The 22,046-nt window shown below is 33.4% G+C and carries 13 protein-coding genes; 6 read left to right on the top strand and 7 right to left on the bottom strand.

The window, feature by feature from the left end:
• Positions 1 to 152 precede the first annotated feature (152 nt).
• The 5 genes from AC0L3W_RS05415 (at position 153) to AC0L3W_RS05395 (ending at position 9,742) form a co-directional block, all read left to right on the top strand.
• Complete coding sequence (locus tag AC0L3W_RS05415; protein ID WP_409439472.1) at positions 153 to 2,180, top strand: TonB-dependent receptor plug domain-containing protein; 2,028 nt, start codon at positions 153 to 155, stop codon at positions 2,178 to 2,180.
• Positions 2,181 to 2,200: 20 nt separating this feature from the next.
• The gene (locus AC0L3W_RS05410) at positions 2,201 to 2,743 is read left to right on the top strand and encodes a YfiR family protein (RefSeq protein ID WP_409439473.1); all 543 of its coding nucleotides are present in this window, start codon (positions 2,201 to 2,203) and stop codon (positions 2,741 to 2,743) included.
• A gap of 10 nt (positions 2,744 to 2,753) precedes the next feature.
• Positions 2,754 to 5,564, top strand: a complete 2,811-nt coding sequence (locus AC0L3W_RS05405) for a response regulator (protein WP_409439474.1) — start codon at positions 2,754 to 2,756, stop codon at positions 5,562 to 5,564.
• A 30-nt stretch (positions 5,565 to 5,594) separates the two neighbouring features.
• On the top strand, positions 5,595 to 7,679 hold the full coding sequence (locus AC0L3W_RS05400; protein WP_409439475.1) for an EAL domain-containing protein: 2,085 nt from the start codon (positions 5,595 to 5,597) through the stop codon (positions 7,677 to 7,679).
• Between the two features lie 1,664 nt (positions 7,680 to 9,343).
• Entirely contained in the window at positions 9,344 to 9,742 is a 399-nt protein-coding gene (locus AC0L3W_RS05395; RefSeq protein WP_409439476.1) for a nitrous oxide-stimulated promoter family protein, read from the top strand.
• A gap of 911 nt (positions 9,743 to 10,653) precedes the next feature.
• Here AC0L3W_RS05395 and AC0L3W_RS05390 read toward each other — a convergent pair.
• Positions 10,654 to 10,809, bottom strand: a complete 156-nt coding sequence (locus AC0L3W_RS05390) for a hypothetical protein (RefSeq protein ID WP_290038122.1) — start codon at positions 10,807 to 10,809, stop codon at positions 10,654 to 10,656.
• Between the two features lie 219 nt (positions 10,810 to 11,028).
• Here AC0L3W_RS05390 and AC0L3W_RS05385 point away from each other — a divergent pair, with 219 nt between their 5' ends.
• On the top strand, positions 11,029 to 11,394 hold the full coding sequence (locus AC0L3W_RS05385) for a ribosome recycling factor family protein (protein ID WP_409439477.1): 366 nt from the start codon (positions 11,029 to 11,031) through the stop codon (positions 11,392 to 11,394).
• 2 nt (positions 11,395 to 11,396) lie between these two features.
• On the opposite strand, the gene AC0L3W_RS05380 is transcribed toward AC0L3W_RS05385, so the two are convergent.
• The 6 genes from AC0L3W_RS05380 to AC0L3W_RS05355 form a co-directional block, all read right to left on the bottom strand.
• Positions 11,397 to 12,653, bottom strand: a complete 1,257-nt coding sequence (locus AC0L3W_RS05380) for a Y-family DNA polymerase (protein ID WP_409439478.1) — start codon at positions 12,651 to 12,653, stop codon at positions 11,397 to 11,399.
• Positions 12,653 to 13,063, bottom strand: a complete 411-nt coding sequence (locus tag AC0L3W_RS05375; protein ID WP_409439479.1) for a LexA family protein — start codon at positions 13,061 to 13,063, stop codon at positions 12,653 to 12,655. The genes AC0L3W_RS05380 and AC0L3W_RS05375 overlap by 1 nt, the downstream gene beginning before the upstream one ends.
• A gap of 346 nt (positions 13,064 to 13,409) precedes the next feature.
• Positions 13,410 to 17,339, bottom strand: coding sequence for a translocation/assembly module TamB domain-containing protein (locus AC0L3W_RS05370; protein ID WP_409439480.1), 3,930 nt, complete (start codon positions 17,337 to 17,339; stop codon positions 13,410 to 13,412).
• A complete protein-coding gene (gene tamA / locus AC0L3W_RS05365) occupies positions 17,336 to 19,054 on the bottom strand; it encodes an autotransporter assembly complex protein TamA (RefSeq protein ID WP_409439481.1) in 1,719 nt (572 codons plus the stop codon). The genes AC0L3W_RS05370 and tamA overlap by 4 nt, the downstream gene beginning before the upstream one ends.
• Positions 19,055 to 19,354: 300 nt before the next feature.
• Positions 19,355 to 21,061, bottom strand: a complete 1,707-nt coding sequence (locus AC0L3W_RS05360; protein ID WP_290038131.1) for a PAS domain-containing protein — start codon at positions 21,059 to 21,061, stop codon at positions 19,355 to 19,357.
• Positions 21,054 to 22,022: an ABC transporter substrate-binding protein gene (locus AC0L3W_RS05355; protein WP_409439482.1), complete on the bottom strand. Its 969-nt coding sequence runs from the start codon at positions 22,020 to 22,022 to the stop codon at positions 21,054 to 21,056. The genes AC0L3W_RS05360 and AC0L3W_RS05355 overlap by 8 nt, the downstream gene beginning before the upstream one ends.
• Positions 22,023 to 22,046: the final 24 nt, after the last annotated feature.

Below are 22,046 nucleotides of genomic sequence, written 5' to 3'. Positions count from 1 at the left end.
AAAGATGAAAAATCATATAGTTTATACCTAGTAATGGTCATAAAAATCACTTTTAATTTTTAAAGTGATTCATTACTAATTTTAATTACCCTGGATAAGTAATTAATTTGTGCTGAATACTTTCTATTTCGGATTTTAATACAAGGATGTGTATGAATATCTTAAACCGATTTATTTTATCTTTTTCTCTTATTTCTTTACATAGTCAAGCTGATTCTGTTGATCAGCAGTTCATTGATATTGATTTTGAGGAGTTAATGGAAATTGAAGTGATTTCTGTTAGTAAAAAAAACGAGAAACTATCAGAATCAGCAGCCGCTATTTATGTTGTAACAGAGGATGAAATTAGACGGTCAGGGGCAACTAGTATACCTGAAGCTTTATTTTTAGTACCTGGCGTGGATGTCGCTAAAATTGATACGAATAAATGGGCTGTAACTATTAGAGGATTTAATGGTCGTTTTTCTAACAAATTATTAGTAATGATTGATGGTCGCAGTATTTATACACCCACATCATCTGGTGTTTTCTGGGAAAATTTGAACTATTTAATGTCTGATATCAGCAGAATTGAAGTAATAAGAGGACCTGGTGCTACGCTTTGGGGAACCAATGCTGTTAATGGTGTTGTTAACATAATAACTAAACAATCTACTGGTAATGAAGGTGAGATAGTTGCCTCTATAGGTAATCAATATCAGGCTTTGGGCGTTAAACAAGGTGGTGAAATTGGCGAAAAGAGCAAGTTTAGGGCTTATGTTAACAGTAAAAAATTGGATGAATCGAAAGATCTTAGTGGAAAAAGTCAGGATAACGAAGGGAGATATTTACAGACAGGTGCTCGTTTCGATATAGATTACGGAGATGGTGAATGGCTCACTTTACAAGGTGATTTATATAAACATGAACTTCGTCAACAGTTCTCTATCTCTAACTATTCTGAACCGTACACATCATCCATTGTAAGTGATGATGTAGACCTTATGGGTGGAAATATCGCTTTACGATGGGGTATGAAAACAAGCATTGATTCAGAGGTAAACATCCGTGCTAGTGTTGATTTTTACGAACACAATGATCTGCAATTTGAAGAATTACGCACGACTTTTAATCTCGATATAGAGCATCAACTAACACCAATCAAAAACCATTCACTAATATGGGGGGCTGGGTATCGAGTAAGCCAAAATGACCTGGATGGTTCAGACTCTTTTACTACCTCTTCTTCTATTGAAACGACCCGAATTTGGAATCTATTTATCCAAGATACATGGAATATTCCAGAAAAAAAATTGTCCTTAACCTTCGGCGCAAAAGCAGAGGGGAATAACTATAGTAGTACAGAATTACAACCTAATATCCGTCTAAGTTGGTTGGCCACTAAAGAAATGACGTTATGGGCTGCTATTTCTCGGGCGATTAGAATCCCTTCGCAAGTTGAGAATGATTCAACTATTAATATTCAAGTGCTAGCTCCAAGTGCCTTTGACCCAACAGGTACACCAGGTTTATTACAATTAGTTGGTAATAATCAATTTGAATCAGAAGAGTTAACTGCATACGAAATTGGTTATCGTTGGTTAGCATCTCCTTATGTATCATTTGATATAACCGCATTTTATAACCAATACGATAATTTATTGAGCTATGACATAGGTGATGCTGAAATCAAAACAGTTAATGGGAATACCTTCTATGTTATTCCTATTAACCTTGATAATAATATTAAAGGGTACAGTTATGGCACAGAATGGTTAGCAACATGGCAAGTCACGCCTAATTCTAGATTACGATTTACCTATAGTTATTTAGATATCAACTTAGAAGATACTCAATCTAACGCCTATACTAATAATGTGATCTCATTATCGGTTGATCGTTCTTTAGAACACCAAGCCTCTATTTGGGCGAGTACAGATTTGTATGATTCTGTCGAACTAGATCTACGTTTTTATTATACCTCAGAGCGCAGTTGGGATAGCAATAATGGTGACCAATATATATCAGATTCAGTTGATAGTGATTTACGTATTGCATGGCAAGCCACTCCTTCATTGAATTTATCAATCATCGCTCAACACCTTTTACACGATGATAACCAGCAATTCATTACAGAGTCATCAACCACTGACTCACTGATAGAGCGTAGCATCTTTTTTAATGCGCTTTATCGTTGGTAACAGTGTTTAGATACATCCATATGATAAGTAGCTTATTAATCAGATACCTATTTATACTTTTATTTTTTAGCTTGTTTTCGAACAATGCAGCGTTAGCTGAACAAAATAAAATAAGTAGTTTAAAAGTTGCCTATATATATAACATTGCGAAGTTCACTCGATGGCCGGATTCGTCTTGGAATAATACAAATGATCCATTTATTTTATGTACTTATGGTCAAGATGAAGTGATTAATGAATTAAGTATTTTAACTAATAAAAAAATTGATACACATCCAATTTCAGTTGTTGAAGTTAAAAATGATCAAGACTATCAACATTGTAATGCATTTTATATCAGTACTGACGACCGAAATCTATATCGTTATTTACTTTCAAAAATAAACCTTCAGGTAGTTTTAACGATAACTGATCAAAGTCCATTTTTTGAATCTAGTGGCTTTATTAATTTAATTGAAAAAAATAATAGACTACGTTTCCAAGTTTCCAATCAACAATTGTCGACAACTAAATTGGTTTTAAGCTCAAAGTTATTAAAACTTTCTATTCTTGTAGATAATTAAAGGTGTGTTTGTGTTTAAAATAAAAAATTTTTCATTAAGAAGTCAGCTTATAGCAATAGGTTTATTACCAGGTGTAATAGCAACTATTGTTATTATTATATTTATAAGTTTTGTTCAAAACCACTATAGCCATCTAGACTCTGAAAGTGAACTAAAAACGTTAGCAAGGTTAATGGCTAGTCAAAATACAGCAACGGCTCAATTCAAAGATCGAGAAGCAGCTAAAGAAAGTTTGGACAGTCTTTATGCTAAAAGAGAAATTATATTGGCTAGAATTTATGACCAAAACAAACAGATCTTGGCGGAGTATATCCAACCAGATTTTGATCAAGCTCTGTATTTTCCACTAATAAAAATGAATGTAACTGAGTTACAAAAAGGGCAGTTAGAAGAGGTTTTAACACATGTTGAACCGATAATATATGAAGGAAATATATTAGGTTATATATTATTAGTTGATGACTTTAGTGTATTGAATCAACGGCTGTTAAAACAATTAATTATCATACCTGTGATTTTTATTTTAGGGACACTATTTGCTTTATTAATTTCTTTACGCATGCAAAAGTTTATATCAACTCCTTTACTAGTGATCACCAAGGTTATCGATAAAGTTTCAACACAAAAAGATTACAATTTGCGTATTCCAGGTCGTCGGTCTGATGAAATCGGAGTGTTGATTAATGGATTTAATCTAATGCTAGATCAAATTGCAAAAAGAGATAAATCCCTACAAGATCATAGAGATAATCTTGAAACAAAAATTTTAAAACGTACTGAAGAGTTGACCATTGCAAAAGAAAATGCCGAGGCGGCAAGCAAAGCAAAAAGTGAATTTTTGGCAACAATGAGTCATGAAATACGTACACCAATGAATGGCATATTAGGTATGACTGAGTTGTTGCTCAGTACTTCGCTGCAACCAAGACAAAAACGTTTTACAGAAACAGCACATCAGTCTGGAATAAACTTGCTGAGTATTATCAATGATATATTGGATTTTTCTAAAATAGAGTCAGGCAAGATGGAACTTGAATTAATTGAATTTAATTTACGTTCTTTGATAGAGGAGTTTGGCTCATTATATGGCGAAACCGCTTATAATAAAAATATAGAGTTAATACTTTCTATACCGCCTAGTTTTGCCGATACCTACATAGGTGACCCTGTAAAATTACGTCAAGTGTTAACCAATTTATTGAGTAATGCGTTAAAGTTTACTGAGCATGGACAGGTAACTTTAAGAGTGCATGAAATTGAAAAAGGACAAATACACTTTAATGTTATCGATACTGGCATTGGTATTGATCAATATAAAATTAGCCATATATTTGAATCTTTCGTTCAAGAAGATAGTTCAACGACAAGGAAGTATGGTGGTTCAGGTTTAGGGCTTCCTATTGCAAAACAATTAGTTAGTTTAATGGGGGGAATATTGTCCGTCACCTCTGATAAATCTGTTGGTAGTTGTTTTTCATTTGAAATTGAACTTAAACCCGTCGAAAACAATTCCAACAGTTTAATCAATAAAACATTTGATTTGTTACCAGAATCCTCGAAATTACAGAACAAACATATTCTTGTTGTAGACGATAACTCAACAAATCGTTTTATTATTAAAGAACAACTTAAAGAAATTAATCTTTCATGTGATTTAGCGGAAGGCGGTGAGCAAGCCTTGTCTCTATTAGAAATAGCACATTCCCGAAATACACCTTATGACTTATTAATACTAGATATGCATATGCCAGGTTTTAATGGATTAGAATTAGCGAATGCAATTAGAAAAAATCCAATATGGAAACAACCCATCATGATTATGTTGAGTTCCGTTACAACCGATTCTAATTTATTAAAACAAAATAAGATAACTTATTTTCTAAATAAACCTGTTCTACAAAAAGAATTTTATCAGTGCTTAAGCTCTGTGTTCACAGTGTCACAGGATAAGAGTATTAATATAGAACCTCAGAAAGATCAAAATGAAGCCTATCATTTTAATTACCCATATAGAGTGTTGATTGCTGAAGATAACCCAGTAAATCAACAAGTTGCATCTTTCATGTTAGAGTCATTTGGGTTGCATGTTGAACTTGCTGATAATGGATTAATGGCAGTCGAGTCAGTTAAAAACAAAAATTTTGACGTCATACTAATGGATATGCAGATGCCAGAAATGGATGGCTTAGAAGCGACTCGTACGATTAGAGAAATGGAATCAACAGGCGTAATTTCAAAAGGAAATATCATCATCGCTTTAACAGCCAATGCAATTGATGGAGATATGCAACGTTGCCTTCAATCAGGTATGGATGCTTATCTGAGTAAACCATATTCTGTTATTCAGTTATATGAACAGTTAGTTCCATGGTTGCACATTCCTCGTCATGATGAGTATGACATAAATGAATGTAATGAAAGTGATGAGATTGTGGCGAAAAAGAGTAATGTTATTTTGAGTAATATCTCAGTCGACCCAACTTTATTAGATAATTTATCGATGTTACAACAAGGTGATTCATCTGTTTTGATTAATAAAGTCATTAACCTTTATCTAGAAACTTTAAAAGAAAGCTTAATTGTATTTAAAGACCCAAGTTCCAATAATGATGACATTAGAAAGTCAGCTCATAGCTTAAAATCCAGTAGTGCACATGTAGGGGCAAATCAACTTGCAAAATTAACGAGCAGCTTAGAAAAAGCGCTAATTTCTAGTTCATTAACTTCTGTTTCAGAGTTGATCAAAGAGATAGATTTAGAATCCATCAATGTTATTGCTTATTTTAATACAAAACAATTAAATAATATAAATGAAATATAGCAATTATTAAGACCAGTAATGAGGTTTTCTATGAATATGAAATCAATATTAGTGATTGATGATGATGAAATGACTCGGTTATTAATAAACCAAGTACTTTCATCTAATAACTATCATGTTATTGAAGCTAAAGATGGTGCTGAAGGTGTTTTCTTATTTAATAAATATTCGCCGGACTTAGTTTTACTTGATGTTGAGCTCCCTAAATTAAATGGCTTTGAAGTTTGTCAGTTAATCCGAGCATCTGAGAAGTCAGAAAGGGTACCTATCATTATGGTAACAGGAATGGATGATACAAAATCGATAGAGCATGCATATAGTTTAGGCGCGACTGATTTCATGATTAAACCGATTAATTGGTCTTTATTTAGTCATAATTTACGCTATATATTACGTAACAGTCATTATTATAAGTCATTGAAAAAAAGTGAAATGCGTTTAGAACATGCTCAAAAGATTGCGCGTTTAGGGTACTGGGAGTTAGAAGGTGAGAAAGGGCATCTGCTATTATCAAAGCAACTTTCTGGAATGCTTGGCTTAACATCTTTAAAATTTGAGCATGGGAAATCATTTTTTCTTAACCTTATTCATCAATCTGATCGCTTTTATGTCCAAAATATTTTATTAAAAGCATTCGAAGACGGTGAAGCTTTTAACTTAGATATACGCGTACAGTTACCTAATAATGATTTATTATATTTGAAATTACAGGGGAAGTTATTAGAGAACACTAATGATACAGTACCTATTATTTCTGGTGTGATGCAAGATATAAGTGAGCTGAAAGAGTCACAAAAAAAACTGATACATGTTGCCCACCATGATGCGCTTACTAATCTTCCCAATCGAGTCCTTTTTACCCAAAGGTTAGAGCGTTCAATACAACGGGCTGATCGTAATGGAAATAAAATTGCACTTTTATTTATTGATTTAAATAGATTTAAACAAGTTAATGATTCTCTTGGTCATGAAGTTGGTGATTTTTTATTAAAAGAAGTCGCTGAACGTTTTAGTGCTGTGACTCAAAAAGCAGATATTGTTGCAAGATTTGGTGGAGATGAGTTTGCAATATTACTGGATTCTATAGATAACCTAGATAAAATTCCTGTATTTGTTAATCGCTTTCAAAAACTTTTTAACGATGCTTTTTATATAAATGACGAAGTTATTTATATTGGTTCAAGTGTGGGTATTAGTATATATCCAGATAATGGAACAGATAGTAGTGATCTGTTACGAAATGCAGATACTGCTATGTATCAAGCTAAAAAATCTGAACAAGATAATTTTTATTTTTATTCTAGTGATTTAACAGAAAAAACAATTAAACGTTGGTCATTAGAGAACAGTCTTAGAGAATCTTTAGAAAATAATAATTTTATTCTTTTATATCAACCTAAAGTTTGTAGCAAAACTCAAGTCATAGTAGGAGTTGAAGCGTTAATTCGTTGGCCTCGTGGAAAAGAAACTCCAGTATATCCATCAGAATTTATTCCCATTGCAGAAGAAACTGGTTTAATTATTCCTCTAGGTAAGTGGGTTATTGAACAAGCGATCGAGCAGTTAAGAAAATGGAAAAATACTGACTGTCATAAATTATCAATCGCAGTTAATGTTTCCAGCCGTCAATTATATAGCGATGGTTTTACGGAGTATGTAATAGGGGCCTTAAAAAAATATAATATTCCTGCTAGTAAGTTAGAGATGGAAATAACTGAAGAACATTTGGCGCCGACTAATCAACAGAAAACGATAAAGAAAACATTAAGCATACTAACTAATATTGGTATTAAGATTTCAATTGATGATTTTGGAACAGGTTACTCATCATTATCACAGTTGAAGGAAATGCCCATTTCTACTTTAAAAATAGATAAGTCATTTATAGATTATATTCCAGAAAATAAACAGAACGTTGCTATTATCAAATCCATTATCAGTTTGGCTAAGAATCTAAATCTACAAGTAGTTGCTGAAGGCGTTGAAACTATTGAACAACTAGTATCTTTGCGTGAATATGACTGTGAAATGATTCAAGGTTATTATTTTTCTAAACCAATTAGTCATATTGAAATAGAAGAATTGGTTGTTAATAATCCATGGAATACAGATTAAGTTTTTTATTTCACTGTTAAATAGACGGCTCTATATTTAATAATTAGACCAAATACCTTGTTATCTTCACAGATTACAACACACAGCGTTTAATAAACGTGCTATAAGCTTGTTTTAATAATATTAATCAATACTTTATGGGTTTTTAAATAATGTTAAACGAGATAACACCGGATTATCTTTAATAAACTTAACCTTCAAATTGTTGTTTAAGGTAATTTAATATTAATTTCGTATTTATTCCTATTAATAAAATTCTATATATTATTCATAATGCAGCACTAAACTTTAATATTTTCATGCTTTACATAAAAAGTGAAAACCGCATAAAGGATAACAGTATGTTATACATTTTATGTTAAATAGAATTATGGTAAATCCCATGTTATTTATTATCTATATGTAAGCGTACTTCTATATTAAATATTCTATTTAACATAATATACATTATGCGCAGTTGCGTTTATTGTATTAGATCAGTCATATTTAATACTATTCACTTATATTATTTAGTTTTTACTATAACTATTGGTTACTATTCCTGGTATCACAATTTATTATATGTTCTTTAATTTTATTAGCTCTAAGTTCTTTTAACTCTTAGTTCACTTAACTTTTAGTTTCTACAACTGTATCTATTATCTCTTACTACATAATCTTTTGGGTTTAGTTACTATTATTCCTTAAGCCTTATTTAACTAGTTTGTTATTCTGTTAACCATTAAATTCATCGTTAATTACTTTCCAATTTAAATTACTTCATTAAGTATCTGCTCATCAGCACTTGGTCGTTTATCTGATACTTTCATTTATACCTATGAACCCCGTAACTAATTGTTTTATAATAAAAACCGAACCAAATTTATAATATTTGTAGTTATACATGGCACGTCATGAATTAATGTTTTTAACTAATTTAACGCTGTTAAGTTACTTTTAACTGTTAACAACCTCAATTTGAACGTTATTTAGGCGCTCTGTGTTAAAATCTGAGAGTTTTTTAAGGTATTTCCTTTAACTATAAAATCTCAGACGCCTATTTAAATCATGTTTTGGACTGATTTAATTTAACTAATCTATGTAACTTGGCATTTTATATCTCTATAACCACTTACAGCTAACTTTTACCTTATTACTTTTACCTTATTACTTTTACCTTATTACTTTTACCTTGTTACTTTTACCTTGTTACTTTTACCTTGTTACTTTTACCTTGTTACTTTTACCTTGTTACTTTTACCTTGTTACTTTTACCTTGTTACTTTTACCTTGTTACTTTTACCTTGTTACTTTTACCTTGTTACTTTTACCTTGTTACTTTTACCTTGTTACTTTTACCTTGTTACTTTTACCTTGTTACTTTTACCTTGTTACTTTTACCTTGTTACTTTTACCTTGTTACTTTTACCTTGTTACTTTTACCTTGTTACTTTTACCTTGTTACTTTTACCTTGTTACTTTTATCTTGTTACTTTTACCTTGTTACTTTTACCTTGTTACTTTTACCTTGTTACTTTTATCTTGTTACTTTTACCTTTTATTATATTTCTATTTCTATTTTAATTAACCTTAATCAACTAACATGTAATCACTTGTATCTCTATTCAATATAGATGTTAACCTTATTAAGGTTACTAATAACAATTACATCAGTGAATTTATCTATGTCAGGCTTACATTTATTATCAGGAAAATTAGCTTTAGAATTTAAAACTATTCAGATGATGATTAAGATTTATTGTAAACATCATCACCATAGCTCAATTAAAATAAACGATATGTGTAATGAGTGTGCTGACTTTATTCGTTATGCCAACGAAAAATTAGATCGTTGTCCTTATGGAGAGATTAAGCCAACATGTAATAAATGCCCTATACATTGCTATAAAACGGAAATACGTTCACAAGCTAAAAAGATAATGTTATTTTCTGGCCCAAGAATGATTTTCTCTCATCCATTATTGGCAATAAGACATTTATTATCAGAACGAAACCCAGTTCCAAGTTCTGTTCCTAAAGAGCAATCAAACAGGCATATAAGAATAAAGCGTATTAAAAATTAGATTATTTTTGTTTATAAATAATCGCCTTCACTTACTAAGCATTTAAATCAACCATATATTTATGAGTAACAGAAATAATTAGTTTTGTTATAAAGTATATTGTAAGTGTTTATTATGAAGCATAATATGCTAACCATTCACAAGCACCCTATTTATATATATTCTACTTAATTCATTGATTTATAAATATTTTTAAAAATTTTTAGTATTGAATAATGCTATAAAAGCATTCGGTTTAACTTAATTTTAGGTGTTGAATGCCCTTTTATCTAACTAATCTAGAAATCTAATATAAAATTTATAGTGTTTTTATTGCATATAAAATAATCATTTTCTGTTATTTATCAGTTATATTTTTTGATTAAATAGAGCAATTTTACGTTTATCTTGTGTTTAAATTTCATATCTCTAGCTTAAATTAAGGCCTATTTCTAATTATGGCGACTTTAAATATTCTATCTTAGTATTATATAAATCAACGCTGTTAACTGTTTTTCACTCCACGAAAAAGATATTTACATGATATTTTACACTCGATATTATTTTAATTTTTAATTACTTTTAGCCTGTAAATTGCTTTATTTACTCGATTAAATATCAATTTCAATTGGTTTTTTCTCAAACCTAACACATTCTATTTATATCTTTTTATTTGTAGTTATTGTTCAATCAATGAATTGGGTTAGATAAATGCATAGTGTTTCACTATTAATAAAAACCACCTAAGCATCTGTTATAAAATATTTTTATTGGTATTTTTTTATATATTCACATCTAAAAACGCTTTTATTTCTTTATTTAATTGTTTATGAAAATCGACTCTATTGAAACCTACTGGATCTGTAGAAGGTAGAAAATGAGGGCTAGAGATTGATTTTGGAAATGGGCTTAAAAATCAAAAATGCCCTGCATTAACCACCGTTTAAAATGATTTTTTGTTTACCTATAATTCTATTTATGACTACATCAACTGTTCTTTTGTGCCAGCCGTTTTCTAATGGAAAATCATGCTCAGCAGTTAACATTAAGATAGGTAAATTGATGTTATGACCGACATAATGTTTCAATTTATTATCCTTATAGTATAAATAAGCTTCATGTTAACTTGTCAATTCAGGTTCTTAACAGATCAAGCAATGACCAATTTATTACTGAGAAAAACAGTTATCAAATCACTCATTTGGCCGTTATAAATCCTTTACAATATAACGATACATATATCTACTTGTTCATGATTTATCATTGAATCTGTCATTATTCGTCTTTTAATTGGAGATTGCTTGTTAGTGAGTCACTCTAAAATACTATCAATACAGTTAAATAGTTTCGTGCGTCGTGTTGATGATAAACAACAAGTTTTAGCATTAGTTACCCAACAGCAATGTACTTTAAAACGTATTCGTCGTTCTAAAAACTGGTTACTAAGTGGCAGTGAAACACAATTAACATCGTTGATGCTTTTGTTAACCGATCTTCAATTACTTTGGATTAACCAGGCAATTGTAAAAGGTCTCCCTAAGCCTAAAGTTAATTTACAGCAGTTGATTAGCTCTTATCCTGATATGACATTAAATAAATTGATTGCACAAACAGGCTGCTCCCTGAGCGAGGCTCGAATTGCTTTTGATCTTGCAGAGGATTTTAGTGATTAGTATCAACACCCTATTTTCGGAATATGCGGCCATTGAGTAGTGTATTGAGGTGTCAATAATTCTCTGCGCATTGCCCAACTTTCTTGTATTCCCTGCGCTGCAAAAAATACGCTATTAGTACCATAACGCTGGTTAATTCCATCTACCACATTCATTAAGGATGGGTTATGAACAGCATTAAACAGATCAAATTGTTGATGCTTTGCGCTGCTTAAATTTAACAATCCAACACCCACTTTATAGTATCGAACACTGGCATTAAATAGCTGCTCTATGCATTCACTTAGAGCATTAAGCAATTGTGAAGTATCATTTGTTGCGTGGCAAAAATGAATAATTACTTTATAACTTGCTGGCGTTTGGTCAAAGGGGCTGCTGGATGCAAAGGCTAATAATGTGCCGCATAGGGAACCTTGTTGCCTGGCTTTTGCTGCTGCAATGGTAATATGTTTAGCTAAGGCTTGATGTAAATCCTCGATATCCGTAATGCGTTTTCCCATACTACGTGTTGAAAAAATTTGTAGCTTATCGGCTCTTATCCCATCCCACAACTTGCAAGGAATCCCATTCAATTCATTGATGGTCCTTTGTAACTCTACATTAAATAAGGATCTAGGTAGTCGTTTTAGATTAGCTTCTCTGAGTTTTTGTATGGTGTTAATACCTTGTTCGAGGAGTTTCTTATTAGTTTTACGACCTATTCCCCAAACATCAATAGGAGATAATTGATTAAAGACTTGTTGTATAAAGCTAGAGTCATCAAGTACACATACACCTTGAAACCCAGGCCATTTTTTAGCAACGTGGTTCGCTACTTTTGCTAGGGTAAGGGTTTTTCCTATACCAACGCAAACAGGTAATCGTGTTTCTTTCCAAACGGCTCGGCGAATTTTTTGTGCATGAAGCGCTAAGTTTGGTATTGTTTGAACGCAGTGATTAAAATCTAAAAAAGTTTCATCAATGGAATAGATATGTTGCTCAGGAGCAAACCGTCCTATTACTTGCATCATTTTATGCGAGAGATCGGCATATAATTCATAGTTTGAGGAGCAAACAATAACGCCAGATCGTTCGCACAGAGCGCGTGCTTTAAAATAAGGTTGAAACTTTTTAACACCTAATGCAATTGCAGCTTTATTGGCTGCAACGATACAGCCATCATTATTAGATAAAACAATGATGGCTTTGTCTCGCCACTCCGGACGAAAGACTTGCTCTGCGCTGCAATAAAAGGAATTGGCATCGACTAAGGCAAACATTAAAAGGTTGTCGCTAATAACAGGCTATCACGGTGACAGCGAATAGAGCGAATGACGACCCCTTCTATGGTAAATTGATCATCTTCATTTATCGCAATAGCTTTATATCTAGGATTGGCAGATAATAATTGGCGACCGACAATATCAATGAGTTTACAGATGAACTCTCCATTGTAATTTGCCACGATCACATCATTATTTTTGGCTGTCAGGTGCCTATCTACAATCAGAATATCACCACTGTATATACCAACACCTTGCATAGAATGACCATCTGCTTTGCCAATAAAAGTTGCACTTGGATGCTCTATTAATAAAGCATCCAAGCTTAATGGGAGCTGTAAGTAATCACTTGCAGGACTTTCGAATCCGGTAATACCGGCACTTGCTGTAATGGGGATAAATTTCATAACTATCTTAATATAATTTAACTGTATAAAAACACAGTTAAATTATAGGCGACTTTAGTATAAGTACAAGTAGAAGATGAAATGGTGGGTTTAAATGGGAAATTTTTCATTACTTTAATTAAAGTATCATTCACTTATATAACTTAGTCTTTAAACTAAGCGATATAAGTGTGAAAAATATAGAATATTTAATGTAATTAAATATTAACTAAGAAAGAAAATTACTAGGTAAGTACTTTGTGTAGTAGCGAGTTTGATTCATGTTGTAGTTATAAGTTGAATGATTATTCACTAGCAAGAAAACAATATCTTGCTAGTGATTTTTTAATCAAAAACGACTATTCGATTAGTCCCAATCCCATTCATAGTAAGCATCTACGGCTTGTGATAGCCCGCTTGATGCTTCAATATAGAACTGTTTGAATAACTCATAACGAATAGCAAATATAGTAAAAGAGTCAAAAACGCCTACGCCGTAACTTACTTCCACACCAGGTGCAATAGTACCTTTCAAACCAACTGATTGTTCACTACCTTGGCCGCTGGATGCAAGAGACAGATCTTTGATCCCGACGCTTTCACCAATATTATTCATCACACCGTCTGTTTGTCCCGCGCCTAAGTCAATTAATATCGCAGCTAGTTGACTGGTACTATCATCACCCGAAGCACTTTCAATGGAGTAACCACGAGTAATATACGAGAGTGCATTCTGTTGCGACATCGATGGATCAGAGAAAATCGTTAACTGAATTTCGTCGGGAGTACCTGTTACACGCACGCCGGCTGTGACATTATCTTCGATATCTGAAGGATCTCGAATGGCTTCGATATTTAAATAGGGTGCATCCGCTAGCCCCTGAAATACAACACGACTGTTCTGTAAAACTAGCTCCTGTGAAAAAGCACGATAACTCCCTTCCGAGAAAGTTAATTCACCATTTACCGTCAACTCTTTGGTTAGTTCCTTACGAACTAGTAAATCACCTTTAATCAATGAGTCTAAACCTAGTGCTTGAATACGTAACTTATCCCCCATTGATATTTTTACATTAAGTTTCATAGGTAGATCAGCACTATCGGTTTTTTCTTCTGCATCAACAACAATCACATCACTAGAAGTACTTACTGCACCTTCAGGTAATTCTTTTACCGTTATCTTACCTTTGTCGATGTTAATGACACCGTCTACGCTGATACTTTTATCGTAAATCAGGTCAATATTAGGACTAATATACAACTCAATTTGAGAATAATCTTGGATCAACATTTGGTCAGCTTCTAGATGTACATCAGCTTTAAACTCATCTGCCCAATCTAATACTCCTGAAATATCTACGCGACCCTTTGATTGTTCTTTTTTGTCATCGTTTTGGATATTAGCAATACGTTGCGGAATGCTAATGGTGTTTTTGATGGCTGTATCTTTAATGGCTACTAAAGTATCCACGAAACTATTAGATTTTTTCTTAGGTGTCTTTTGGTTATTAGTGAAAAAGAATCCAGCGATATCAGCCTTATTTTGTTCAATTTTAATTTGTGTATTTAGGTCAGATACTTGTACTGGTGAAGACGGTGCCTTCATGGCGGTATCTGCAATTAATATCTGCCCTTCTAAAACGGGCTTATCTAATGTACCAGTTACATTAATATCTGACTCAAGATGTCCCGATAGTTGTTCAACTTGCGGAATCAATATCGAAAATGCATTAAAATTTGGTACTTGTAGATTCAATTTAGCATCGATGGAAGGTGAACTGTCATAAGGGCTCACTTGACCAGATATATTTGCATTAATTAAACCGTCAGAGATAGCTTGAACAGAAAAATCAGCATTTTTTTGATCTGCTTTAACTTCAATATGTAACTGCTCTACAGGGTAATTTATTGGTTGTTGCTGTACCTCTGTATCTTGAATATTTAGTGCTATTTTGTTGCCATCGACCGATAGATCAATATTTGGCTTCTCATTATTAACCCAAGATAAATTAACATCTGCGTCTAACGAACCTTCAAGCGTCAAAGTATCTGGTATGAATGGATTAATGCTAGCCATTAAGAACTCATTAATACTGATATCAATATCACCGTCTTCACCGGCACTTAGTTTGTTAACACAAAGTTGACCATTTTTCGACTCTGCCTTATCACTAGCTAACCAACAATGCTCTGTCACGTTCACTGTTTGTTGCTCTATTGTCACAATAAATGGAGACTCAAGTATTAATTTACCCTGCTCGCTATCGATTACTGCTTCTTTTAGTTGTGCTTGCCAATCATTAATGCGTTGCGTAAATGCCAGTGTTAAATCACTGTTCGCCATACTGCTTTCAAGGTCAACATTTATACTATGTGTGACTGCTTTGTTAGACACATTTTCAGGGCTGATAGAGACATTAACAGATTGAATTTTTTGCTCACTAGCAACAATATTATTAGCACTTACCTTTAAGTTTGCAAAAGGCAATTCGGCAATGGTTGCATCACCTTGTACAGTAAGATTTCCCACACTGTCTTTTAAATAGCTTAGATTTTTAGCGGTAAGGTTGGTATTGACTTTAATATTATCGAAACTACCTGCTAAATTAACTTGGCCTTGAATCTTACCTGCGCTATCGACCAATATTTTACTTAAATCTTGTACATCTAAGGTCAATGCTAAATCATTGACTTCAGCAACTTTACCATTTGCTGAAATTCGATTATCTCCATTAATGATGTTTAAATTGTTAACATTTATACCATTAGATGCTGACCCATTTGCAGCCCCATTAATAGTTAATGGTCGTTCTAAAAACTCTCCTGCTAAGTCGATAATAGGAAAATCAAATACCCATTGCGTAGGATCTTCAAGAGACACCTTAACAGATTGCTTAATATGACCGTTCAACGTAGCTGGGTAATCTTTACTTAACTCTTTAAAATCGAGGCCTTTGAGGTTAAGATCTCCTAACCAAGTTATTTGCTCTTTCCAATTTAACTTGCCTGCTAACAAGACTTGTCCTTGCAAAGTTTCAACCAATAGTTGAGATAATGTTAAACCACTAAGACTCCCTTGGCCCTTTAGCGATAAATCACCTTCGGGTAAATCAGGTATCGCATAATCGGCAGCAATATCGATAGTGTAATTATTCAAGTTACCTTGACTGGAGATATGCCCATTATTTGTGGTAATTTGAGGTTCTCCGGTTAATGGCCAAGCTAATTTATCCCATTGCACTTCAAGTTTGTGTGGTAAATCAGGGCTATACAAATCTACTTGATTATCGATAGTAGCGTTAATTAAGTTGCTTAAATTAATCTGAGTTGATAAATCGCTCAAGTCCCCTTTTGAAGTTAAAGTGACTTGCTGCCCCTTTAATAAGGTAACGGGATCTAATTGCTGCACTTCCTTAACTTCAATGGCAGCTTGCAAGTCCATTGGATAGCGTTTGCTGATGTCAATATTACCCTTTAAATCTAAATTGGCTTCTGGTATGTCTAATGCAAACTTATGCACTGAAATCGCTGATCCAATATAATCAAATTGACTTTGCAGGCTGTTAATCTTTGCCAGATTTTGCTGGTTTTGAATCAGAGTAAATCGATTAACATCTAGTTTCTTAACTAATAAATTAACGGGTAAAACAACTTCGGGAAGGTCGCCCTCTTTTAAAATAGCAGGTATTGTGTCAGGAATAACCAGTGGTTCATTCGTGCGACTGTTAGCCTTCGTCGGTTCTTCTTCGCTATCAGCTAAAGTAACCGTTAAACCGTCAATAATGGTATCAATAGTTACATCGCTATTTTCACCGTCAACGGCTAAGAGTAATTTAGATAATTCTATCTTAAGGCCAGCCACATTAACCAAGGTGTTGTTAATATCTAAACCACGAATATGTACGGGAATAGGAAACTCAACGACTAAAGGCTCCGATGCTTCTTCTTCAACAGCAGGATCAGTCGATTCTGGTATATTAACTGTTGCACTACCTACTTTAAGTGAATCTATACAAAATTCTTCAATAATACATTGCCAATCAAATTGATAACTCACATCGTTTAATTCAATTAGCGTTTGTTCATCTTGCCAACGAATTAATTCATAGGTTGGTGAGTATAATAGGCTGCCTTCACTGAGTATTACTTGTAAACGAGGTTCAACTTTTTGTGCAATGTTGATAATTAAACTATTACCTGAATGTGTATTCAATAACCAAATAACTAAAACAATCAATACAAAGGTAATAAAAAACAGATATTTAAATATTTTAAAAGAGGAAGAAAGAATACTCATAACTCAGGCCCAATCATGAAATGAATTTTATAGGAATCACCGGTATCGGTTAGCGGAGCTGCAACATATAAACGAATTGGGCCAACAGGCGAGGCCCACACAACCCCAGCACCTACACTTTTAGAAAGTTCTTCTGAAAAATCATCTGTTGCAGTACCGATATCAGAGAAAACAGCAAATTTCCAACTATCTGTTAAAGGGAAACGATATTCCAAACTAGCTGTTGCTAAATAAGAACCACCAATTAAATATCCATCGGAGTCTTCTGGTGCAATTTCTTCATAATCATAACCACGAATACTTTGGTCTCCCCCAGTGAAAAAACGCATAGATGAAGGAACGTCATAAATAGACTCAGAAAGAATAGCTCCGACCTCCGCCGAAGCAACAAATTGATGTCCAGAATAGGTTCTAATAAACTTAGTTTGCCCATAAACCTTAACCACATCATCTGTAGACAACAGGCTATCTTCGGCAAATTCAAAGAACACCAATTTTTTATCACCCCAATCGATATTAATTCCACCACGACTCCTGGTTTTGCTAAAGCTAATACCAGGTAGTACTAAAGCAGTAGAAAAGTCTTGCTGACCTTGTATACCAGATTCATTATCGTATCGAATATAAATAGTACGTAACCAGTCATTATCTAATCGCCAATGGCGATTAAAGCTGACTACATACTGTTTAGTATCAGTGTCATTTTGGTCAAGCATTTTATAGCCACTTTGAATGGAATAATAATTGTAAAGCGGGTCGTCAATGGGCATTTTATAAACGATAGAAGCTTCTTGTTTTGGCTCTGATGCTGTTAAGCTGGCTTCAATCGAGTGTCCATATTGATTAATCCAAGGCCGTTTCCATCCAAATGTGCCCCTTATCCCTTCATCAGTACTAAAGCCTAAACCTGCAGTAAACGAATCTTCTGGGTTCATATAGGTAATAACATGTAATGGAATACTTCTACCTTGCTTCTTCTCCATATTAGGTAAAATAGAAATACTTTTAAAGTAACCGGTTTGGTTCAGTTCTTGGTTATAGCTGTTCAGAATATTAGTGTCAAAAGGGTCATTAACATTAAAGTTAACTAAAGAACGGATATATTTTTCTGCAGGTGTATCAAGGTCAAAGATTAATTCACCAAATTGATAGCGAATACCACTATCAAACCATAGATGAACGATTGCGGTGTTATTTTTTTGTGTCACCTCTACGGAAGATTTACTAAATTCAGCATCAAAATAACCATAACGTTGGGCTAAACTATTAAAACGACTTTTAGCAGCGGCATATTCACTGTGATTTAAATAACTCCCCTCTTTGAGTGGGAAATTTAACATAAACTGTTGGAAGTTCTTATCTTGAAGTGCTTCGCCGGTAATACGTAGATCAACTTCAGTGATCTTAATTCGATCGCCTAAATCTACTTTAAGTGTCACCGTCTGGTTATCGCCATCTTCATTAATGCTGGTTGTAAATTGTGACTGATAATAACCTAGCGCAGTAACACTCTCTTTAGCGGTCTCTATGACTTCACTCAAATAACTTACATTATCAATACTTTCAGGTGCAGAAATGCCGCTTAAATAGACTTTTATGTTTGCGGTGGCTTGTTCGTCGTCACTTCCTTTAATATCATAATTAACTGCTGCGTTAGCAGCTAAAGAGGAAGACATTAATAAGCTATAAAAGCATAGTCTGTGTAATTTTTTCATTAACTCTCTAATTTTCATGTCGACAGAGTGGCTAGAATATATCCATAACATAAAATAGATGAACTAAAAGTTGCACTGTAAAATAACTTACTGGATAAAGTTAATAAGAGTAAGCTGTGCAGCTTTACATTCACTATCAACAAAATTAGTAAGTCATTACAACAAGTAAGTTAGAACATTTTTATTAGTGTTATTGGTTTTCTTATGACTAATAGCAATCCATAAAGTTTTTACTATTGCAAAATCTATAATGCAGTTTGACAGAAACTATATCTTAATGACAATTTCTTTGGCGTAAGATCAATCAACTAGTTTTGATAATGACTTATCATAAAACTGAATGTTATTGTCCTTTCCCTGTTCTACTAACTTTAATGCTCTAACAGCTTGATGCAGTATAGTTCTGGCTTCAAGATCTTTACTTGGGAGTAACGTTAATCCAAAAGCACAATTAACAATAAATTGCTCATCCAATACTTTAAAAGGTATCTGTAAAGCAAACTCTAATTGCTTGGTTAATGCTAAAGCAACATCAGCCGCTTTTTCATATTCAGTGGCAATATCTTCATAAAAGATGGCAAATTGAAATTCTTGAATATGAGCAACAAAGTTTCCATCTAGCTTATGTTTTTCTAATCTACGTGCAACAAGGTAAAGAAGTTCATTAATTTTATTTGAATCAGACAGTTGAGCAATATGTTTAAAGCGGTCACAATTGAATGCAATTAACACCCCTTGCTGTCCTTGTTGGTATAAACGTTTATTTTCTACCTCAATATGTAACAACAATTGCTCACGATCAGGCAAGTCAGATTTTTGTTCAATGATTTCACTCTCGACTTTAATATCCGCTAACATATCTTTGTATAAAGAAAGATCTATATGCGTACCAATTACACGTTTAGGGTTACCTTGAGTATCCCATGATACAGTTTGTCCACGACTTAGGATCCAACGGTATTCGCCATTGTAACATTTCATTCGATGGATATTTTCGAAGAAAGAATGAGAACCTGAAAAGTGTGCAGATAAATCTTCAAAAACTTTATATAAATCATCGGGATGAACGCGATGTTCCCACTCTGTAATATCATTAGAAATATTTTCTTTATGAAATCCAAGCATCTCCTTCCAACGTTTTGAAAAGTAAACTTCACCACTATCGACATCCCAATCCCATACGCCGTCTCTTGCACCATTTAAGGCATTCGCCCAACGTTGTTCGCGAACTTCTAAACGGTGAGTATTACTAGAAACATCTGCCACTAGCCGTATAAAAGCACGTTGCAATAAGCCAACTTCACCTAAGCCGGAAACATCGATACTACCTGGATTGTTAATATCGATGGAATTAACCGAAGCGATAAAACGCTTTAATGGAGTAACCACTAAAATATTAATGAGATAGACAAATAAACATAGGGTCGCCAATAATACCAAGGTAAATTTAATTAACCTTAAAATACTCTCATATGCTAAGGCACTGAATGCACTTTTAAGAGAATAACGAATAAATATCACACCATTAAATTTACGGTTTAAACTATTACCTTTGGATATCATCTGTAGTGGTGCGTATACTACTAACTCTTCATTTTCTTTGAATAGTTTAACTATAATTTCATTTTTATTAATAACCCGATCTAATAACTCACCTTGATATTCTTGCAGTTGCAGCTTTGCAAACATGTATTTTTCACGGAAACGATTACTCAAAACTACTTGTTGATTGTTATCAACAACAGCAACGGTTTTAACGTTTTCATTCAGTGCTGCTGTGGAAACAAAATCTTGTGCCTGAGACTTTTCTAATCGCATTAATGAGTTAGATAACGAGGTTTGTAACTGACCGGCAAGGCCTTTTAAATCCTGTTCTGACTTTATATAAAGGTTGGCTTGTTGTTGACGATACTCCATAAACAACACACTGCCCTGTAGCACAATAAAGATAACAATTAACAGTGCTGGCAATAGAATAATCAAAGAAAGGGAACGTAATTTATTCATAAATCGCTCTCTCTAAAATACGTGTTGAAATAAGGCTAGAGATATCTGTTTTAAAACTACCAAGCATACGTTTTTCAATCATGAGATCGCTCAGTTGTTGTGCTTGTAATTCAATACTTGAAGGGGAACCTGATAAACGGAATAAGGCTTGTTTAGCATCAATAAATTGGGTGTTAGCCAACGCATTTTTAAGAATATAAGGATACAACTGTAAGCGAACTGACATAGACGTTAGTGCTTCTGCTGTATGTTTTTGATAAAACAGATGTGCACGATAAAACTGCCTTAAGAATTCTGAAATTTGTAGCTCTTTTTCATTAAATAGATCACCACGTGCAACCAGTACATTAACTATTGGCAAAGATAATTGATTTGAATTAATCAGCTCATGTGCTCCTAAACTAATCAATTGTTGCTTCACTGGCTCTCGCACGATGAGTGCATCAATATTACTGAGTAAATAGGCATCTTTTACTTCATTTTGTTTAACTTCATAGAGTTGAACAGTTTGATTATTAAGGTCTGTCAACGTAAACACTTCATCAAGCAACAATGCCCCAGCCGCTTTATTTTCATAACCAATAGAATGCCATTTTAAATCGTTTAATGATTTAATATGGGGTTTGGCCATCATCGCATCGCCACCTTTAGAACGATCAATCACTGATATTATTTTTAAATCGATACCGAGTGCAACCAAAGTTAAAACTTCATCTAAAGATAAAAAAGCCAAGTCTAACTTTCCTGTCTGAAATGCTTGAATCACACTAGTAGAAGAAGTTAATTCTAATAATGAATATTGTCGCTCATCCAAGTACCCTAATTCATCTGCCAAAAAGGCAAATTCAAAATTTGGCCAAGGGGCTGCGCCCACTGTTAATGGCTTTTGATATGGAGCACAACTTACCAAGGTAAAAAACAAAATAAAAGTCGAGATTAATCTATAAGTAATAAAGTTCATAAAACCATTAGTAATAAAGATGTT

The sequence above is a fragment of the Psychromonas sp. KJ10-5 genome (assembly GCF_055808325.1).
Note: the sequence above shows the minus strand (reverse complement) of the source record. Positions and strands in the feature narration are given on the sequence as shown.

Excerpts from the sequence above, each read along its gene's own strand:
- AC0L3W_RS05415 (WP_409439472.1), top strand. The coding sequence starts at position 153 with ATGAATATCTTAAACCGATTTATTTTATCTTTTTCTCTTATTTCTTTA.
- AC0L3W_RS05410 (WP_409439473.1), top strand. The coding sequence starts at position 2,201 with ATGATAAGTAGCTTATTAATCAGATACCTATTTATACTTTTATTTTTT.
- AC0L3W_RS05400 (WP_409439475.1), top strand. The coding sequence starts at position 5,595 with ATGAATATGAAATCAATATTAGTGATTGATGATGATGAAATGACTCGG.
- AC0L3W_RS05395 (WP_409439476.1), top strand. The coding sequence starts at position 9,344 with ATGTCAGGCTTACATTTATTATCAGGAAAATTAGCTTTAGAATTTAAA.
- AC0L3W_RS05380 (WP_409439478.1), bottom strand. The coding sequence starts at position 12,653 with ATGTTTGCCTTAGTCGATGCCAATTCCTTTTATTGCAGCGCAGAGCAA.
- AC0L3W_RS05375 (WP_409439479.1), bottom strand. The coding sequence starts at position 13,063 with ATGAAATTTATCCCCATTACAGCAAGTGCCGGTATTACCGGATTCGAA.
- AC0L3W_RS05370 (WP_409439480.1), bottom strand. The coding sequence starts at position 17,339 with ATGAGTATTCTTTCTTCCTCTTTTAAAATATTTAAATATCTGTTTTTT.
- tamA (WP_409439481.1), bottom strand. The coding sequence starts at position 19,054 with ATGAAAAAATTACACAGACTATGCTTTTATAGCTTATTAATGTCTTCC.
- AC0L3W_RS05360 (WP_290038131.1), bottom strand. The coding sequence starts at position 21,061 with ATGAATAAATTACGTTCCCTTTCTTTGATTATTCTATTGCCAGCACTG.
- AC0L3W_RS05355 (WP_409439482.1), bottom strand. The coding sequence starts at position 22,022 with ATGAACTTTATTACTTATAGATTAATCTCGACTTTTATTTTGTTTTTT.